This is a genomic window from Paenibacillus sp. FSL R5-0341, from assembly GCF_037975235.1.
Taxonomy (GTDB): domain Bacteria; phylum Bacillota; class Bacilli; order Paenibacillales; family Paenibacillaceae; genus Paenibacillus; species Paenibacillus amylolyticus_A.
Genome location: NZ_CP150241.1, coordinates 2,812,132 through 2,831,634, shown reverse-complemented (window position 1 = coordinate 2,831,634; position 19,503 = coordinate 2,812,132). Strand labels below are relative to the sequence as shown.

The following is a 19,503-nucleotide window of genomic DNA, read 5'->3' as shown; positions in this document are numbered from 1 at the left end:
TGTGATCATACGCTCCAGCATGAAGGAAGAACATTGACATTAAGCGGTTCTTGATGGACGATCTTCGGATTTCCCGCATAACCAAAGAGAGTACCGATCCACGCAAATAATGCAGTGAAAGGTACTCTCTGATCAATCTTGATTAACTTATCTTCGGCGTGCAAAATCCACAAATCTGAACTTGTCCGGTCGATGCCTCGACTCCGTATACTGAAATTGACTGGCATCCTCCAGGTAAACTTGGCTCCTTACCACAACCACATTGTGGAAACCTTCAAGGTCAAGTAATTCCCTGTCCTCAGCGGTGGGTTCTTCCACCAGAATCTCTTTCTTGGCAAACGAAATGGAAAGCCCCAGCTCTTGCTCAATGTACTGATAGATGGAATCATTACAGATCTCTTTGCTGAGTCCAGGAACAAGCCGCTGGCTGATGTAATCTTTGTCCAGAATGACGTGCTCTCCATCCACTTTGCGCACACGTCTGATCTCCCAGACCTGTTCATTCAGACCAAAGTTAATTTTCTTGTACAACGCCTGATCGACCTGTTGCTCCTCGAAAACCTTCACATACGTTTGAGCCCGATGTCCCATTTTTTTGGCTAATTCCTTGAAACTAACCAGACCTGAGATGGGAAAATCGATCTTGCGTATGTCCAGTACAATCGAGCCCTTGCCTTGAATCTTCTGAATATAACCTTCTTCGTACAACATTTTCAGCGCTTTGCGAATGGTCTCTCGAGACGTTTGATAACTTTCCGATAGATCCAGTTCCGATTGAAGCAGCGTCCCTGCCTCAATCTCTCCGGTCCGAATACGATTTGCAATATCTTCATATATCCGGATAAATTTATTATTCATTATTCATCACCATTGTTCATTACCCTTTTTTTATCATATTGGCAACCATTATAGCATTAAAAACCAACCAAGCGGTAATGTCGTTACTAGCGATGCTTGCAGTATCACATGTATGATTCAATTCAATCTAGATATGACGATCGAACGCTGACGCTTTCTCAACTTGATCTGTACGGTTCTCATCCATGACTTGAATCAGCTTATTTAAGCGGAAGATCAGCGCTGCAGCTTCGGATCTGCTTAAGTGCTGCATGGGACGGAAACTACCGTCTTCATACCCGGTAATCATGTACAAACCTGCAAGCTCTTCTACTTCTTCTTTGGCCCAATCGGATACATCCGTCTGGTCGGTAAATGATTTTAAAGAAGTCAGCCGTTTCGGGCTGATTTTATGGACAACATTCGCTATAATCTTGGATGCCTGTTCACGTGTTACCAGCGCATACGGAGCGAATTTTCCATTCCCCATGCCTTGAACCATTTCATGATGAACTGCTGCCTTGATCTCAGGAGCGAACCAATCTTCGTCATTTACATCCTGAAAGCCATGCTGATTGTTGGCAGTCGTGTCCACACTCATCAAACGCACGATTAGTGCGGTGAACTCTGCACGCGTGATCGGACGGCGTGGTTCGAAGTGAGTTTCACTTACACCTTGAATGATATTTTGTTCCGCCAGCCAGGTAATCTGGTCTTTATTGAATGTTTGGCTGATATCGATAAATTTGATATTTTTTTTCGCAGGTAGATCAGATTGCTTAGAGGGTTCAAGTTGTGAACTCAACTCATCGGCTTTTACCGAAGTATCTGCCGGATTTGAAGCTGTACCACCACCGCTCCAGGCGGATGGTGGATACGGAAAAGTCATGGCTGCTGCCCGTTTGCTTTCACTTCTTTCACCCGCTGAATTCTCCGTCCATACGTCCACCTCATATTGCTGCTCAGCATTCAATCCTGTCCATACATAACTTCGCTGCGTGCCACGGTAAATTTCACGATCTTTATGGGTGATCACAATCACCTCATTCATGGATTCCAGTTCCCAAGTTAGCTTAATCGTGTTCGTACCTTGCGCTACGGCTGCTACTGTCAGTTCCTCGGAAGGTAGCGTCTCGAATTCAGGTACTTGAAGTACCTCACCCTCCCCTGCCTCATTGAATGGAATGATTGCAAATTCAGTATAACGCTCTGCACTGTTCAAATCAGACACATGTATGGATGTCTCCGTTGTCGTTCCCACGATCTCTTCATTCCGATAAACTCGATAACCCACAGCACCAGGAATCAGTTCCCATACAATGTTTGTACCATACATTGAACGCCCTTCTACTACAGGAGGAGAAGTAACGCTACCAGGAAGGGTCATAGCAGAAAGATAGTAACCACCGTCACTACTGCCCGAGGCATTCATGGCCTTGACCGTATAAATATAGTTCACGCCTGGTTCGAGTCGCTCATCATCATAGAACACTTCGTCTACTGGAACACGAGCAATCTCCACACCGTCACGCTCAATGACAAACTGATCGGCACCTACAACCCGACTCTGTTCCAATAGAAGACGAATGCGGTCCTTCGCTGAAAGATACTCTACTTTGACAGGGGCTGCTGGCTTGGTCAGGACAGAATGCGCCAGCTTCTCCGATGCATCTCCCTGATCATTCTCCGTGTAGATCTCTATCTCGTACTGCTTGCCTGCATCGAGTTGATCAACAATAAACTCTTTTTGTTTGCCTCTATATACTTCATTACCATCCAGTAATACAACGAATGTTTCGTTCACATAAGGAAAGTCCCATTCCAGTTTGGCGTGATCTGTCTCCGGATACAACTTCATTTCCAGCGAATCCACATGAGGCAGGGTGTAAAAAGCGGTCACAGTCATGGGGCTTCCTGAACCAGCCGTATTATAAGGAATAACCTGCACCTGATCATATCGGGTCGCACTCTCCAGATGAGTTAATCTCATCTCTGTGATATCCCCTTCTTCAATTGTGGTGATGATCTGATCTCCGATGCGTATGGTATATCCCTCCGCGCCTCGTACCTTTGGCCAAAAGATCAATCCCTCCTTTTCCCCAATCATGCTTGCATGTAAAGGTTCAATAATAGTCGCAGGCAATGTCCGCAATTGAACTTCAAAACCGGAATCACTCACCCCCGCAGCATTGGATGTTTGGATGGTGTACGTGTAATACTCTCCTGGTGTCAGTCCATCATCTTCAAATGCTCCTTGATCTGTTGGAACCCTCGCGATTTCCACGCCATCTCTCATCATGATGAATTGCTCTGCTCCCCGTGTGGAGCTGCCATTCAGGTCCAGTGTCGCGGTTTGATCTGTGATGTGTGTTATACCTGCCGTCTGAGGCGCTATGGGTTTCGTTAAAACCTGAATCTGGATAGGCTCTGACTGATGACCATCTTCATTAATCGCAACGAGTTCGAATTCATACACTGTGCCATCCAGCATACTGTTGAGATGTAAAGACGGTTCAGACACGCTCTGCACCTCTCCCGTTACCCGATTACGAATTTCATATGCAGCTGCTCCTTTTACAACATCCCAAGCCAGATCCACCGCATGTGTTCCAGCTTTCACCGTGATACTTTCTGCAACCAATGGCAACGTTTGAGTCATTATACTGAACGTAAGCGACGCCCCCGCTCCACTCGTATTAACTGCCCGAATCACGTAAGTGTATTTTGTTCCTGGCGATAGGTCCTTGTCTACGAACAGGGTCTCACTTGAATTCAACTGAGCAATCTCTCTTCCATCCCGTTCAATGACGTAATGATCTGCCCCTTGGATACCAGTGTTACTGAAATCCAGACCCAGGCTGTTTTTTGCCACATCATATACTGCAACCTTAACGGGTTTCTCAGGCAAAGTCAGCAGAGATACATCCGTCTCTTCAGAACGAGTTCCCTGTCTGTTGACCGCCCATAGTTGATAGCGATGCCACGTTCCATCCTGGAGCCCTGTAATCGTTGTTTCATTCTCCACTCCTCTATAGATCTCCTTGCCATTCTGCTCAATCACGTATTCAGCGGCACCTTCCACGACAGACCAGGAAACTTTTGCCCGATGTACTCCTGGATCAACAATTACCTCGGCAGGCGACACAGGTTTGGACAATCGGATGAGCTGAGCTGTTTCACCTGATCCAGAAGCATTCACAGCCTGAACTTCCAAATCGTACTCTGTACCTGGCAACAATCCCTCAACTGTGTAGGCCAGTTCTGATGTTCTGCCCACTTCTGTTCCATTGATTTTCACAATATAGAGATTCGCCGTATCTACAGCTTGCCATGCAAGTCCCATACTTGTCTCACCAGTCGATATGACATTCAGTCCTTCCGGCCTGCTAGGTAGCGTAAGAATTGTACTACTGGTGGATGCACCGTACCCGGCAGCATTGCCTGCCTGTACATCATAATTATATTCACGACTGCTTGACAGATGGTGAACTGCGAGTTGTGTATCTGATATCTCATGGCTCTGTCCATCGATAACCACCCGATATTTCGTTGCCCCAACGACAGGCTCCCAGCTTAAGATCGCTCCCTGTTCAGTTACTTGAGCAACGTGAAGTCCCGACGGGCTCTCTGGTAGCGTTGTTCCTGATACCGAACTGCGCATCCCCTGTCCACTTCCGTTCACTGCTTGTACATCCAGTTGATAAGATGTTCCCGAACTAAGTCCCGCAAAGACCCATTCTTGGGTTCCGGCAGGAACCATTCCCGACTTCTCTCCATTCAACCATAACTCATAACGATCGGCTCCTCGTACTGCTTCCCAATTTAGACGAAGGCTCGCTGTGGAAGCATCTGATATCTGTAAGCCGGATACCTGTCCAGGTAACGTCTTGAGCAAAGGTAATCCAGCCAACGGCCCTGGTCCTGTCTCATTTCCTGCAATTAACGTATAGCTGTACTCCGTTCCGCTATCCAGACCCGAGTCCAGATACTCCGACTGCTCTCCTTCATATATGGCTTTTCCATCGCGTGAAAGACCATAATACGTTGCAGAAGTCACTGTCTCCCATTCTAATGAAATATCATGCTCCTGAATTTGAACGGCTATAAATTCCCCGGGCATTGCCGGCAGTGTGAGGAATCCGGTTCTACTGCTACCACCTGCTCCACTTTCATTCATTGCCGTTACCGAAATGTTATGAATGGTTCCTGGAACCAGGTTGCTGACATAGGGAAGGCTACTCGGATCAGATACCGTCTGATCAAACACGGTAGTTCCGTCCGAAGTAGTCGCGATGATGCGGTATGCATCTGCTCCTCGTACTGAATCAAATTGAATTTCGGCCAAATGGGGCTGTGAATCTACTTTTCGAACGTGCAACGTTCCGGGAGCTGCTGGGGTAGTTAATACTTGAGCGCTTACTGCATCACTTACTCCGGTATGGTTTCTCATTCTAACTTCATATTCATAGACCTGACCACCGCTTAGGGAGTGATCGATTATACTGTGGTTAGGATAATCCAGTGTCCATGACTGTCCTGTTGTTTTATTCGTTATCTCATACTGATATCCATCGGTATACCTTTCCCCAGTTGGTAAATCCACTGTAAGTTCAGCTGAAGTCTCAGTGATCTGTGTCGTTTTCACATGACTCGGTTGCTGGGGCTTGCGTTGAATTTGGTAAGGTAAAGATGTTGTCTCATATGTATAACCAGCTCTGTCCATGGTCTTGGCATGGATGTACCAGATGCCTTCCGATTCAATGGATACTTTATGCTCGTCAGAGCGAGCTTCTAGCCAATGTTCCGGTGATTCTGCACTGTTCGTAACTTGATAGAATCGTTCCAGCTCCTGAATGCCTGAGTGTGCGTCAGCATACTGAATCGTAGTGGATATGTCCGTGTCCGTCCAGCCATGTCCGTTCGGTGCAAATGTAATTGTGGGCGCGATCTGATCCACATAGGCGATTCGACTGACTTCCTTGCTCACATTACCAACGGCATCTCTTGCTCGCGCCCGAATGGTGGTAGCGCCGTTTGTACTAACTGTACCTGTATTTCCTGTCATATACGGGGCATCATTCATGCTGTATTCATAGGATATCGCTCGTTCATCCACACTACCAGCGATCGTGAATTGCACATGTTCTTTACTCCATCCTGAAGAACTCAAACGAATTACCGGCTCGGTTGGAGCAGTCGTATCGATTCGAACCGTAGCCTGAGCGGACATGCTTATATTGCCCACACGGTCAAGTGAGCGTGCATATACAATCGTTTCTCCCTCATCGGTAATTGTCACTTCGCCCGTATAATCGATCCAGGGACCTTCTTTGTTAAGTCGATATTGGCTCTTGGCAAGCCCGCTGCCTGCATCTTCACCACTGTTTATTGCAAAAGTTACATCCTGATTCGTCCAATGCTCTTCACTTAACGTAATCCTTGGTTGCTCAGGCCCAGTCTTATCGATTCTGGCTGTTACCGAAGTGGAAGCACTGACATTGGACGCCCAATCTACACTTCGTGCATAAATCTCCGTTATTCCTTCTTCACTGAGTGTAAAAGGGGTCCTGTAGTCAATCCATTCTCCCTCGCTTCCCAGCTTATACTGTGTCAGACCAATGCCACTTGCTTCGTCCATACCCTCCGTTAATGTCACAATTACTGCCGCTTTTGTCCATTCGGGCGGATTCAACGAGATAACAGGTGGCGTTGGTGCCGTCCGATCTACCCTAGCTGTCACAGCGGTTTCCTGTCCTGTATTACCAAATGCATCAATACTGCGTGCCATAACAGTTGTGTTGCCTTCACTGTTTACGGTAAACGGAGCACTGTATTCACGCCATTCTCCTGCAGGACCCACTTTCACTTCAGTCTTTTGAGTTCCGCTCAATACATCTTTCCCTTCCTCAACCGTGACCAGAACATCTTCCTTTGTCCATGTGGATGGAGTGACTGTAACGGAAGGAGCAGTTGGACCCGTCGTATCTTTCATCATCTCTCCAGCGGATATATACGGGGTCTGTATCCCTTCGCCATTCAGCGCTGCCACAAATACTTCATATTTTCCGTCCGCGAGTCCGGTCAGGGCAAACGCTGTACGTGTTGAAGTTGATGTTCCTGATGCAAGGACCTGCCCGCCTGGACTGCGTATTTCCGTTTTGTATTGAGTGCCCGCAGGGTTGCTATTATTATTCCAACTCGCAGTAACAGAGTTGCCTGATTGTGTCACTGCCGCAGTAGCGGGTGGATTGGCCAATGTATATTTTGTGGATGGAGTGGAGTACCCCGTGAAGGAACCACTTGAATTTTTGGCACGTACAGCAAAAGAATAACTCGTATTCGGAGTGAGTCCAGTCACCTGCCGACTATTTGAAGCACCTGTATCCACGATCTGATTGGTTGTCATATTCTTCAGTTCATACGTAACGGATGCATCATTGGCCTTCTTATCCCAGTTCACCGTCAAGTTATTAGGATTAACCAGTGTATACGTCGGCGTTCCAGGCACAACAAAACTCCTTACCGTGAAGTTAACGGTTCCTGCCGAGGATACCCCACCTTTGTCGTCCATGACCCATACTTGCAATGTGTGCGTGCCATCTGGCAGGGTGTCAGGCAACGTATAATTGGTGTTAAAAGACTGATTCGAACCCGTTGCGGTCATCTGGGTCAGAATGTTCTCGGACCCACCATCAATGGACCATTTCACAGTCAACAGGTCGCCTACATCCGTGTCTCGCGTTGTACCGGAGATCTGAAGTTGCTCGCCTTTGTAGTAGGTTTGACCCGAAGAGGGTGCTGTTAGTGTAAATGAAGGCGGAACATTTTTGGGGCCAATCCCCACAATGGTCGAAAATTTGCGTGAAGTCTGATTCGCTGTTGCCTTGGCATTCCACCAGAACTGTGCAGCTGTATCACTCGCCGTCACGGTCTGGCCTGGAGTGAATGCCGAAGGTGAAGAACCCCCTGTAAGTTGTGCGCTATCCGGACTGCTGTACTGGCCCATGTATATGCGATCCGCATTCACAACATTGTACGTATTCGCATAAAAAGCCGTGACCTGAACACCGCCGCTATAATTGCGCCATCCATTCTCGATGACTTCAAACGGAGAAGCATCATTGCCATTCACCATCGTATCCCAATAAAATGTTCCACCCAAATTCAGTGCCGATCCGCTGCGGTTGATAGCTTCCAGCTCAACCTTCATGTACCCACCTTGTGAGGTAGCATTAACGATAGATACACGCAAAATATATTCCACATTGTCCTTTTGCCGGGACATTTCAATCACATTATTGTTAATTCGGTAATAATTCAGCGGCAATGTTTTGAAGTTCACGGGAGATCCGTTATGGTCGATAATGGTGGATACATTCCCTGTATCGCCACCGTAAAATACATTTGTGTTTGGTAGTAATACAATTCTGTATTTACCGTCACTGTTCATCTCCACTTTCACCTTGGAGGACTGTACAGCCTTCATGCTGGACGTATCGGATACAATCCCGATTGTTTCAACCGTTTCAGCCATTACCGTGGCTGCACCCCATTCAAGCAACAAGGCTTGAGGTGATAATAACGCAAATGCCAGTACCACTTTGGTTAACTGTTCCGCTTGTTTCTTCACACGTTTTCCTGATTTCTTCAACGTCTGCTCTCCTTTTTGGTACACCAAAAAAAGGAGGCACCCCAACAAAGGAACGATGTCCTAAGTTGGGGTGCCTCCCCTAACAAGTGTCATTTTTTCTTGATTATAACGATTCAGCTCATGAATGTAAACAGTTGATGATGAACGCCTTTCTTCTTACTTCTCATCTCTGATCTTCAATAACGCCTCATCCAATGCGCCTATAACCTTGTCACACCATACATCAAATTCCGGATCTTCGGTCTGTAATTCAGGATGCGCCAGAATGTGCTCAATCGTACTTCGAATGCCCTGATCAGCTCTTGTCGTTGCTACAAATTCCGGTACAAGCCGTTTCAGTTTACTGTTATCGAACACAACGGTATTGGCTTTGTCCCCTAACAAACCGCCGCGCAGATCCTGGTCACTGCATGCTGCCAAGAACTCGGAGGGTACATGTACCGCATGAAGCTTAACACCCAACACGCTGGCAATAATCTCATGAATTTGATTCCACGTGACGGATTCATCTGAGGTGATATGTACCGATTCACCAATGGCATGGATATTTCCCATAAGCCCGATAAACCCTTTGGCAAAATCAGTATTGTGCGTAATGGTCCACAGTGATGTGCCGTCTCCATGGATGATAACAGGTTTACCTTCACGTATGCGCTTAAGAACCTGCCAGCTGCCTTGTGCACCATGAACACCGAGAGGTACGGATTGGTTCCCATACGTATGGCTTGGACGCACGATGGTCACTGGGAATCCTTGCTCACGATATTGTTTCATCAGATAGTCTTCACACGCAATCTTGTTGCGCGAATACTCCCAGTATGGATTCGATAATGGCGTCCCTTCCGTGATCCGGTAATCAGCCAAAGGTGTCTGATACGCCGATGCTGAACTTATAAAAATAAACTGCTTCGTTTTATCCTTGAACAAACGGTAATCTCGCTCCAATTGAGACGGTACAAAAGCGATAAAATCTGCCACAACATCGAATTCCAGATCAGCAATCAACTCCGCTACACGCGCCTCGTCATTAATATCGGCTTGAAGTACGTTGACTTCTGCAGGCAAATCGTTATTCCGATTGCCGCGATTAATCAAATAAAGCTCACAGCCTTGCTGTGCAAGCATTTCCGTAATGGCCGTACTGATGGTGCCTGTCCCTCCAATAAATAGCGCTTTCATTTTTGCCACCTCCTGATCGATTTTACCCACTTTTCCATGATATCACGCACCAAAAAAAGGAGCAAAGCTCGGTGACCCGAAACCATGCTCCCTCTACTCATACAACCTTAATCGTTGCGTATATCATGTACATACCGCAGTGAATCTCATATTCACCCTTCGGCAGATCTTTATCGACGGTATAATAATTAGGTCCTTTTTGCATGTATAAATCCATGCCAAGCTTTTGTGATCCCACCGATTTGACATGTGTCACCGACCGGGTCAGAATAAAGTTGATTTTCGTCGGTACGCCAGCTTTCACCTCAATAACATCTGGTCCAAAACCATCGTTGCTCACGTCCACATCAATGACTTCATATCCCTTCAAATCCTCCGGAGTCTCGGCTTGTGCAGTTACCGCACTTCCCGATCCCGGGGATAGGTCTTTGCCCATAAAATAAACCAAAAATGATCCAAGCAGTACAACAACGGTCAGACCCAGCGTTAACCAAGGCCATGTTTTTCCAAACCAGCTTTTCATATAAACACTCCTCATTCGATGTCCCATCAATAATTAATCACAGACGGATGTATTCTTTAAGCATACCTGATTCGCAGGACAATGAAAATGACCCCTCTGGGCTATTGTGTTTGAGCAAAAATAATTCATTAAAAAAAGCCTGATTTCTCAGGCTTTACTACGGTTATTCCCGTTCATGCTTCCCAATATCCCTTTTGGTATAAATCAGGAATATATCGGTGTGCTTCGACTTCGTCTCATACGTAATTTATACAACTCTGGCAGGGCTACACCAATGAGCACAATGATAACCCCAAACCATTGCAATCCGCTGACATGCTCATGGAGCACGATAGAGGATAACAGAACTGCAATTGGAAGCTCTACAGCACCCAGGATTCCGGCCATGTCACCACCAATATGTGGAACGCCGATGGCGAACAATACAGGTGGAATGAAAGCCCCGAAGAATCCGAGCAGCAATCCAAATACAAGCAACTGACTCCAGATCAATCCGTTAAAGAGGAATGTCGGTGGGAACAAGATGCACAGCAGGATCAATCCGCCTGTAACCATCCACGCACTGCGGAAGGCTGGATGCGCTGAAGGAACTGCTTTACCGCTGAACAATACAAACAGGGAATAACTTACGGCTGCCATTAGTCCAAGTGCGATACCCAGACCATTGAACTCACCCAGTCCCTGTTCCAGGAAACCGGCTGCCAGCAAAGTTCCTCCGAACAAAATGATCAAGGTAAGGAACGTGACTTTGTCTGGACGTTGACGTTTGCTTATCGCCTGAATCAATACGCTAATCCATGTGAACTGGAATAACAGGATAATGGCAAGTGACGCCGGAATATAACGTAAAGACTGATAATAGACGAGCCCTGTAATTACCGTTGGTGTTCCAGCAGCCATCAATAGCAGACGTTGTTTCCACGTCAAACGCTTGAATACCTGTGCCACGGCTCCTGATGCTTTGCCGTCTGCCTGTGACTTGCGTTTGGTTCTAAACCGTGTGTAGAGCGCCAGCATCCAGGATAAGAGAAAACCCGTAATCAGCTGTGTTCCCACAACCTCTCCAAGTTTGTATCCTTCGCCGTACGCCAGAACCACAATCGTGGATAATATGCCATAGCTCATCGCTCCTGCGAGAACGGACAGATAATATTTCATTTGTGAATAAACCTCCTGATGATCAAAAAAGTACGTCCGCATGTTTAGTTCATGCCAAGGTCACAGACACCATCAAAATGCAAAAAATCCTAACTACGAGCAAGGAATAAATCGGTTCCTTGGCATCGTAGTTAGGAAGTATAGGCTTCCCGTAGAGACCCTCGCCCTGTGTACACTTTCGGCCTGCGAGGTTATACGAAATGATATATGCAATTTGATGTAATTCGTGTGTGACGACTTTTCATATATTACATGGGAGGTGAGATGGTGTCAACCCTATTCCATATAAAAATTTTATTACGTAAATACGTCATGTCCGTTTGGTACTCGAGGAATCCCACTCCAAAGTTTGCTGTAAACCTTCCTTCAATCCATCCAGATCCAGCCCATCCACGGCAAAAGCCTCACGGATCAAAGGTGGTGCGACAAATTCATCATACTTGCCCAGATAAGGTGCTTCATCTTCAGCCAGTAACGCAGATGCGTCTTCAGCCGTTCGACACTCACTCATGATCTCTGCTAACAATGTTCGTTCATCGACTTTGCCAGACACCACAAAATAATATGGCTCCATGGGCACTACCGAACGCAAGGCAAGTTTCTTGGACAGATTATGCTTCATCAAGCGCTCCAATGTACGGAACGATTTACTTCCAACCCAAGGAAGAACGTACATCGAATCTCCCCCTGCCGGAATCACGACCTGTTTCAACAGTCCACTTTCACGAGCTAAGCGGCGTGCCCGTTCAAGTCGATTGACGGCTTGTGGTGACAGGTAGGGATAGATGGTCGAGTCAGACAACACTTCACGCATTTTCTGTACCACCGACGTATGAATATCTCCTCCCGCGCCAAGCCATAACGTATCTACTTTACCTTTCGCAGACTTCACATACACAGCCTTGTGTTTGTGATCGACCTCTTCCACTTTCCACAGTTTTCCTGCGAGCGAGAAGCAATAGCCAGGAGGGGGTACGGTTGTAATCGAACCAATTTCTTCAGATCCGTTAAGCACCTTATGTTCCTCATCGTCCTTAAACACTGCGTAGAAGCGATAATTATTCACGATTTTCTCACCAGTCAGACCGATGATCAGCGTTCGCTCTTCTGTCCATTGCAGATGATCCGTCTCAATGAGGTAATTCAGGAAAACCTGATATTGATCAGTTCTAATCAACGCAAATGGAGCCAGTGAAAGGATGGCTTCTGCAAGATCTCTCGGCTCCGCCTCCCCCATACTTTTCAGCATGCTCATCGTCTGATGGTAGAGCACACCTATGGGCATTTTGCGGGCTTCAAGCGGCTCGACCCACTTCGTTTTTACATATAGTTCGATAACAGCAATCGCACGCATCAATGTCCACGGCATACGTGCTGGCAATTGTGCTTCCTCATCCTCTTCCTCCGGACATACAAAAAGCATCTCCGATGCCATGTCCTCTCGTCTCCCTGATCGTCCCAGACGCTGTACAAAGCTGGACGCACTATACGGTGCACCGAGCTGAACCACACGTTCCAGTTCGCCCAGATCGATGCCCAGTTCAAGCGTGACCGTTGCCGCAGCAACCGCGGGCCCTGATCCAGTGCGTAGGGCAGCTTCCGTCTCTTCCCTCAGCATGGCGGAGATACTTCCATGATGAACATGGAACACATCACGTTCCTCCCTGCGAGCCGCGACCCGCCGCATCTCAAGAATGGTGACTTCTGCATCGGTACGGCTGTTGGTGAAGATCAGCGCTTTTTTACGATGTGTGCTCTCATAGATGAAGTCGTAGTACGCTTTACGTGCGTTATGAAGCTGCTCCGCCTGCTCCTCGTCCTGCGCATCTGGAAAAGAGAAATGTTCCACCCGCAGTCGCAACTTGCGACCGCCCGGGGAAGAGACCACATCCACACCCTGCTGCGTTCCGGCAGCAAGCCAAGATGTAGCCGCATCATAGTCACTGAGTGTAGCCGACAAGCCCACTCTTCGCGGTGTACAGCCAGCCATACGCTCGATTCTGGCAAGCTCGCTGAGTACTTGAATGCCCCGATCCGCTCCCATAAAGGCATGTACCTCATCGATGATGACATATCGCAAGTCATGAAACAGCGCCGGGATTGCATTCGGTCGATTCATGAGCAGACCTTCCAGCGATTCTGGCGTTATCTGGAGCACACCGGACGGATTCTTCATCAGTTTTGTTTTCTCCGCCTGAGGCACGTCCCCGTGCCAATGCCAAACCGGAATATTTCCTTCGGATAACAGATCCTTAAGCCGTTCGAATTGATCATTAATCAGGGCTTTCAGAGGTCCAATGTACAAAATACCAACCGACTTGGAAGGCCGTTCATACAGCTCGGTCAATGCAGGAAAAAAAGCCGCCTCCGTTTTGCCGGAGGCCGTTCCCGCCGCAATCAGCATATGATGCGGGGTATGAAAACAGATATTGCAGGCCTCAATCTGAGCAGGACGAAGCGATTCCCATCTTTTTTTATATATAAATTCCTGAACAAACGGAGCCAGCCGATAGAACGGATTCTCACTCATAATTCAAACTCCGCCAGAAAGTCGTCCAGATCATCTGTATTCGCGGAAGCATCTGCCCCTTTACCCGTTTCCTGAGGTTTGGCAACCCGCTCGCCAAGTAATTGAGTATAAGTCACTTCAGGATTCTGGTGTAACGTATGCAGTACATCCATAAAGTCGCGTACCACTTCACGCGTGGTGAGCAATTCATCCGCACCCAGTCGGTTCACCGCCGTTTGCATAAAATCAACCAATTGTTCATCCGTCAGACTTGCGCTATATCCAAAATGCAGGGCATGAATCTGTCGTAGTTTCTGTAGCAGTATCAGAATCTCTTCATGCGATAACATCGCCAGCTTCAGGATCGGGCCTGTATAATTCGCGTACGCTTTGGTTGCATAACGACCATCAATAAGCCTGGAGCGAAGCGCTTCATAGCTGTATAGTCCGCGCCGTTCATCCTCTACAAATTGCGGTGTACCACCTACAAATATGCCGAGGTGCTCTGCCTTGCCCTGCATCGTATCATTAAACATCGTCAGCAATTTCTCATAGTTGCTTTGACGGGAGACACTGTTTGTAATTTTGTACAGATTCACCGCTTCATCAATGAACAACAACAATCCTTTGTAACCAATGCGCGCTGTGAATTCAGACCATAATTTGAAGTAGTCATACCAGTTGTCATCATCAATGATAACGCCAACAGCCAGTTCTTTTTTCGCTTCCGTTTTGGTTGCAAATTCTCCTCGAAGCCAGCGAAGGGCCGCCTGTTTGCGATCATCATCAGCGAGCTTGTACCCATTCCAGTAGGACGCCAGCACCTTGGCAAAATCAAAGCCGTGAACCAGATTCTGCATCTCACCCGTCACTGCATAGATCTGTTTCTCTACCTCAAGCGGCAGAGCGGGATCATCCGGGCGCAGGTTCTGACTCTGCATCGTGGACTGTTGCAACCCTGCGATCCATTTTTGCAAAATTGGCTCCAACGCTCCCCCATCCGGGCGTGTGCGTGTAGACAGACGAGTCATCAGTTCGCGGTATGTGGCAAGTCCCTGACCTTTGGTACCCACCAGTCGTCGCTCCGGTGACAGATCCGCATCCGCCACAACGAAATCACGATCCATCGCATAGTTGCGAATCATCTGCAAAAGAAAGCTTTTACCACTACCGTAACGGCCGGTAATGAGTTTAAACGCTGCCCCTCCCTCGGCAATATTGTCCATATCCCGTAAGATGGCTTCCACTTCCGGTTTCCGGCCGACAGCAATCTGCTCCAATCCAATTCGCGGGACAACACCCGCCGTCAACGAATTAACAAGTGCGGTGGTTAGCCGCTTCGGTATTTTAAGTTCTGTCACTGCGTATCACCTCTTCACATGTTCGAACACTTCTATATAATCAGGAACAATCCGGTCACCATCGATCAGAAGATCACCGATCGTTTCCATAGCCACATCATTAAGTTCATCAAGCAGAAGCGTAGGCATCGTTCCATATTGCTCAGCCAGACGCATCAGTTCAGTATCAGGATTATCACCAAGCAGAACATGAATCGCTTGCACCTGCTGAGGGGATAGTGCCTTGGCAAAAAGCAGCCATTCTTCATCCAGATCCGCCTCAGCAGACTCGTCCCACTGCAACCTAATTAATTCTGCTGGCGCTCCTGTTTCAATCTCTACTAGGGATGGGGCCGGCTCCATAAGACCTTCCGTTGGAGGGAGATCATCATTCACTTCAGAAGGGTGATCCTCCTCAATTGTAAGTGCCAGGCGTACGTACTCACTTTCCTGCTGTAACGATGCCAATTTCTCCGTATCAATCCGAATTACCGGTTGCTCCACAGCCTCAGCCTGCTCGGTCGCATATGCTTTGTCCAAGTAACGTTCAATCAAATTCGCAAGTTCGGGTTCAAGCGTCTGTCCTCGCAATCGGCCTCTGAATCCGAGCAGTTCACGAAGTTTATTTTCAGTACATCGGTAGATCCGCGTAACCATCTGCACAAAATCAGCCTGCTCACCTATGGGTATATATCTGAACGATACCGATCTTCCATAGATCGAATCATCATAGACTGCTTTGCGAAACAGGATGCGCTCCACCGTGCGTTCATCGTTGGGTTGAAACTCAGGCAGTAGTCCAACTTTTCGCGTACGTTCCAGGTATGAATCAACCAAGGCCATGACCCGTGGGATGTACTGCTCCATCACCTCTTTGCCGCCATCTCTGTAGAACTTGCTAAGTGTAATATCGTAATCATAGTATCTTTGCAGCATATTCAGCGAGATATCCGATACCTTGTCCTGTAAAATACGTTGCAACTCCATATCCAGCATCTCTGCTGGCAAATATCCTCCCGAAAGACCCATGACCTCGGATAAAGACATCTCCATCTGATGGACCAGCACATAATCGACCATCCACTCTTGCATATATATATTTAATTGGGGCATCCGTTCACGGTAGTTCACCCATAGCTGCTTTAATTGATTATAACCATCCTCAGGATTCTGCCAGCCAATGCCGTTAATTAACTCGTAGATATGAACAAATAGATAGGACAGATCGGTATCCGGGTAACTCCCCTGACGAACTTCCTTCCTCCAAAACAAATACCACTTGCGCTGGGCTTCGTTCATCACGCCATACGTTGGCCAGTAACTCATAAAGGGAACCCACGGGGATACATCCCCCTCCATCTCCGCCGACTGCTTTGCTTCCTCTACAAAACGTTTCTCTGAGGACAATATGCCTCCACGATGCTGCATCGGTTCATGTGCAGACTGCACAATGGTTGAACGATCAGGAACCGGAACCGCTGCTGTTTCGGGTTCTTCACTTAGATCTATCTCCATAAATTCCAATTGTATAGAGTCGTCTTTCATATAACGTTATCTCACCCTCCTCCAAGACAGAATACGAACAAGTGTATCCATAGGGATCATTATAACACTTGTCCTCTATCTGCGGTGACGAAATTAAGACATTCTTGGACACAAAAAAAGAAGGCATTTCTGCCCTCTTTTCATCATGTCTATTTAATCTTTTTTCAAAAGAGATTGTATTGTTTCCAAACGAACGTTGCACCGGCGTAATTACACGACAATCACTCGGTTTTTCCCTTCACTCTTGGCTTGGGTCAATGCCAGACTAGCTTTCTCAATCAGATCGGATGCATTGGAGCTCTCATCTGGCACCAGTACTGCCCCACCGACACTAACGGTGACGACTCCACTCGGACCGGATGATTCCCTTTGAATCTGAAGAGCCAGAACGTGCTGTCTAATCTCTTCTGCCAGTTTATCTACATCATCAGACGTTGTGCTCTTCAATTTTAGCATGAATGTTCCTCCGCGAAGACGAGAGATCAAGCCATGATGCTGTTCGCTAACAACCGTAAGCACCTCACCGATCCATTGCAGACACAGGTCGCCTCCCTGAAGGCCATAAGCTGCATTATATGAGCGGAAATCATCAATATCTATAATGAGCAGTCCCAGACTGCATTTTTCCTGTAAACAGTCATCCCAGTCATCCTGAAGCTGTGACCTAAACACCGCTTGAATCGGCATATCTGTTAATGGATCTGTGTTCAGATAATTTTGAAGCTGGCTCGTCGTTTCCGAGTAGCTATCCTGTTCATGGTGGGACGCTCCACTGTGCAGTAGTACCATCACAGATGGCTTGCCCGCATGCGTAACAGAAGCAAGTGTAATTTCAAGCAACAATGAGGTACCTGCAGCTGTAGTAAAATACGACTGGCTGGTAATCAAACTTGTGTTATTGTGTTGTAATTCTTCAAAATTCTGTTGCAACGTGACTCTCGTTTTGTCAGGTACAAATTCTCTGAAGTCCTTGCCTGTCAGGTTTTTGGAACTCTCGAATCCGAGCAACTCAGCAGCCTTCGTGTTACAATAGATGATCTGACCGTCAGTCAAAGTAAAGAATGCCACAGGCGAGTAATCCATCAACTGCAAATAACGCTGTTCATTTTGTCGCAAAATACGAGCATTCTGAAGCGCCTGTTCTTCGGCCTGAACCAACTGATTCTCTGTCTGGCGCCGTACAATGGTTTTGAGTAAAGGTAATACACTCAGCTCTTTCGTTGTCCATGGATAGGAAGTCGATTTCACAACCTCACGCCATTTCTCAAATGATTTACGAGGGGACAACCGCATGCCGTCATCCGTTTTAAGGACCGCCTTGGCTGGATCACCCGCCCATTCGACAACCTGAACGACCTCCGGTCGGAACCAGATCATATAGTTATGCTGTCCAGGTGAGATCGCAACATAAATAACCCCGGAAGCCTTATCTTGATAAGCTTTGGACGTCTCATACTCTAAACTCAGTTTCGACGTATGATAACTGTAATCCTCAGCCCTTCCTGCAAGCCAACCTGCCAGTTCACGAATCTGTCCACTGTTCGGAGTTTCACCATACAACAACAGCTTGTCCTGGTAACAGATCGCTGCTCCGGCAGCATCCATCAGGTTTAACACCGTCTCTTCTTCTCCCTGTAATTCCTCTAGAACCCGGGCAGGACTTGTATTTCCAATAAAAATGTTGGCAATTCGTGAAGCGGCTTCACGTGATTGAATCTCTGCTTGATAATCATCAAGTTGCTGACGCTGGAACAATTCATTCGAGAAGAATGCCCCCAGAAAATTGCACAGATTCCGTACGCGATGGGGTACATATCTGGCCGAATAATGATGACATGTAATGAGTCCCCACAGCTGATTGTTATGAATAAGCGAGATCGTAACCGTCGCACCCACACCCATATTATGCAAATATTCGATGTGAAGAGGAGACACGCTACGCAGGACCGACAGACTCAAATTCAGCGGTTTGCCTGTGAGCGGTTGGAGCGTAGGCACAATCTCCACGGGTTTATAATTGACATTCACAATGGTTCTAAGCCAATTGCGAAGATACAATTCCCGAGCCTGTTTTGGAATATCTGAAGCCGGATAGTGATGTCCCAGGAAGGGTTCGAGTTCCTGCTCACGCGCTTCAGCAATAACTTTCCCGTTCCATTGCTCGTCAAACTCATAGATCATCACTCGGTCATAACCGAGCATTTCCTTCACCTGTTCAGCCGCAATCTGACTTGCTTCCACGCGACTGTCTGTACTTTTGATCCGACCGAAGAATCGGGATATCCATTCAAAGTCAGTGGTCTCCATGTTTTCTTTTTCATAGAAAGGCTCGATCTCCAGAATAAGCAGCCCTTCACTTTCATGAAGAACAGAAGAGAATATCCGGTCTTCACCGGATACGTTAATGGTCAGATCCATGTAATGCAAATCAGAGGTTACATCTGCATTGAAGCTACTACCCAACAGTTTGCGTACAGCTTCCTCTCCGATCAGATTTTCCAAAGGCATGCCCAGAACATCCTCATAGGCAATACCCAGATGGTCCTCCGTATTTTGGCTACACTGAACAACGGTTGGCGTATGACTGGTATTGATGGCCAAAAGCACACCATGAGGTTGAATAAAGCCCGGGATATGAATCGGTTCTTTATCACAGTTATTCAGATCAATTGGATCATTCGTGTATGTTCCCTGTTGAAGCAATGTGCGGTTCAATAAATTTTGTTCTTTCTTGGACTTCGGTTCGGCCATAGCCAGGAAA

Annotated in this window: 9 protein-coding genes and 1 riboswitch; all 9 genes read right to left on the bottom strand. The window is 47.2% G+C overall.

Annotation, left to right across the window (positions count from 1 at the left end):
- Positions 1 to 147 precede the first annotated feature (147 nt).
- The 9 genes from treR to MKX75_RS12780 all read right to left on the bottom strand — a co-directional run bounded on the left by treR (position 148) and on the right by MKX75_RS12780 (position 19,493).
- On the bottom strand, positions 148 to 858 hold the full coding sequence (treR, locus tag MKX75_RS12820; RefSeq protein ID WP_339169862.1) for a trehalose operon repressor: 711 nt from the start codon (positions 856 to 858) through the stop codon (positions 148 to 150).
- A gap of 127 nt (positions 859 to 985) precedes the next feature.
- Positions 986 to 8,488: a fibronectin type III domain-containing protein gene (locus MKX75_RS12815; protein WP_339169860.1), complete on the bottom strand. Its 7,503-nt coding sequence runs from the start codon at positions 8,486 to 8,488 to the stop codon at positions 986 to 988.
- Positions 8,489 to 8,644: 156 nt separating this feature from the next.
- A complete protein-coding gene (locus tag MKX75_RS12810) occupies positions 8,645 to 9,667 on the bottom strand; it encodes an SDR family oxidoreductase (protein WP_339169859.1) in 1,023 nt (340 codons plus the stop codon).
- A gap of 97 nt (positions 9,668 to 9,764) precedes the next feature.
- Complete coding sequence (locus tag MKX75_RS12805) at positions 9,765 to 10,190, bottom strand: cupredoxin domain-containing protein (protein WP_169481773.1); 426 nt, start codon at positions 10,188 to 10,190, stop codon at positions 9,765 to 9,767.
- A 204-nt stretch (positions 10,191 to 10,394) separates the two neighbouring features.
- Entirely contained in the window at positions 10,395 to 11,348 is a 954-nt protein-coding gene (locus tag MKX75_RS12800; RefSeq protein WP_062834143.1) for a DMT family transporter, read from the bottom strand.
- Between the two features lie 108 nt (positions 11,349 to 11,456).
- Positions 11,457 to 11,567, bottom strand: a riboswitch (purine riboswitch).
- A 91-nt stretch (positions 11,568 to 11,658) separates the two neighbouring features.
- A complete protein-coding gene (locus MKX75_RS12795) occupies positions 11,659 to 13,878 on the bottom strand; it encodes a DEAD/DEAH box helicase (protein ID WP_339169858.1) in 2,220 nt (739 codons plus the stop codon).
- On the bottom strand, positions 13,875 to 15,218 hold the full coding sequence (locus MKX75_RS12790; protein ID WP_076330930.1) for an ATP-binding protein: 1,344 nt from the start codon (positions 15,216 to 15,218) through the stop codon (positions 13,875 to 13,877). The genes MKX75_RS12795 and MKX75_RS12790 overlap by 4 nt, the downstream gene beginning before the upstream one ends.
- A 6-nt stretch (positions 15,219 to 15,224) precedes the next feature.
- Positions 15,225 to 16,742 carry a TerB N-terminal domain-containing protein gene (locus MKX75_RS12785; protein WP_339169856.1) on the bottom strand — a complete coding sequence of 506 codons (1,518 nt, stop codon included), beginning with the start codon at positions 16,740 to 16,742 and terminating at the stop codon, positions 15,225 to 15,227.
- A 210-nt stretch (positions 16,743 to 16,952) separates the two neighbouring features.
- Positions 16,953 to 19,493, bottom strand: coding sequence for a diguanylate cyclase (locus MKX75_RS12780; RefSeq protein WP_339169854.1), 2,541 nt, complete (start codon positions 19,491 to 19,493; stop codon positions 16,953 to 16,955).
- Positions 19,494 to 19,503: the final 10 nt, after the last annotated feature.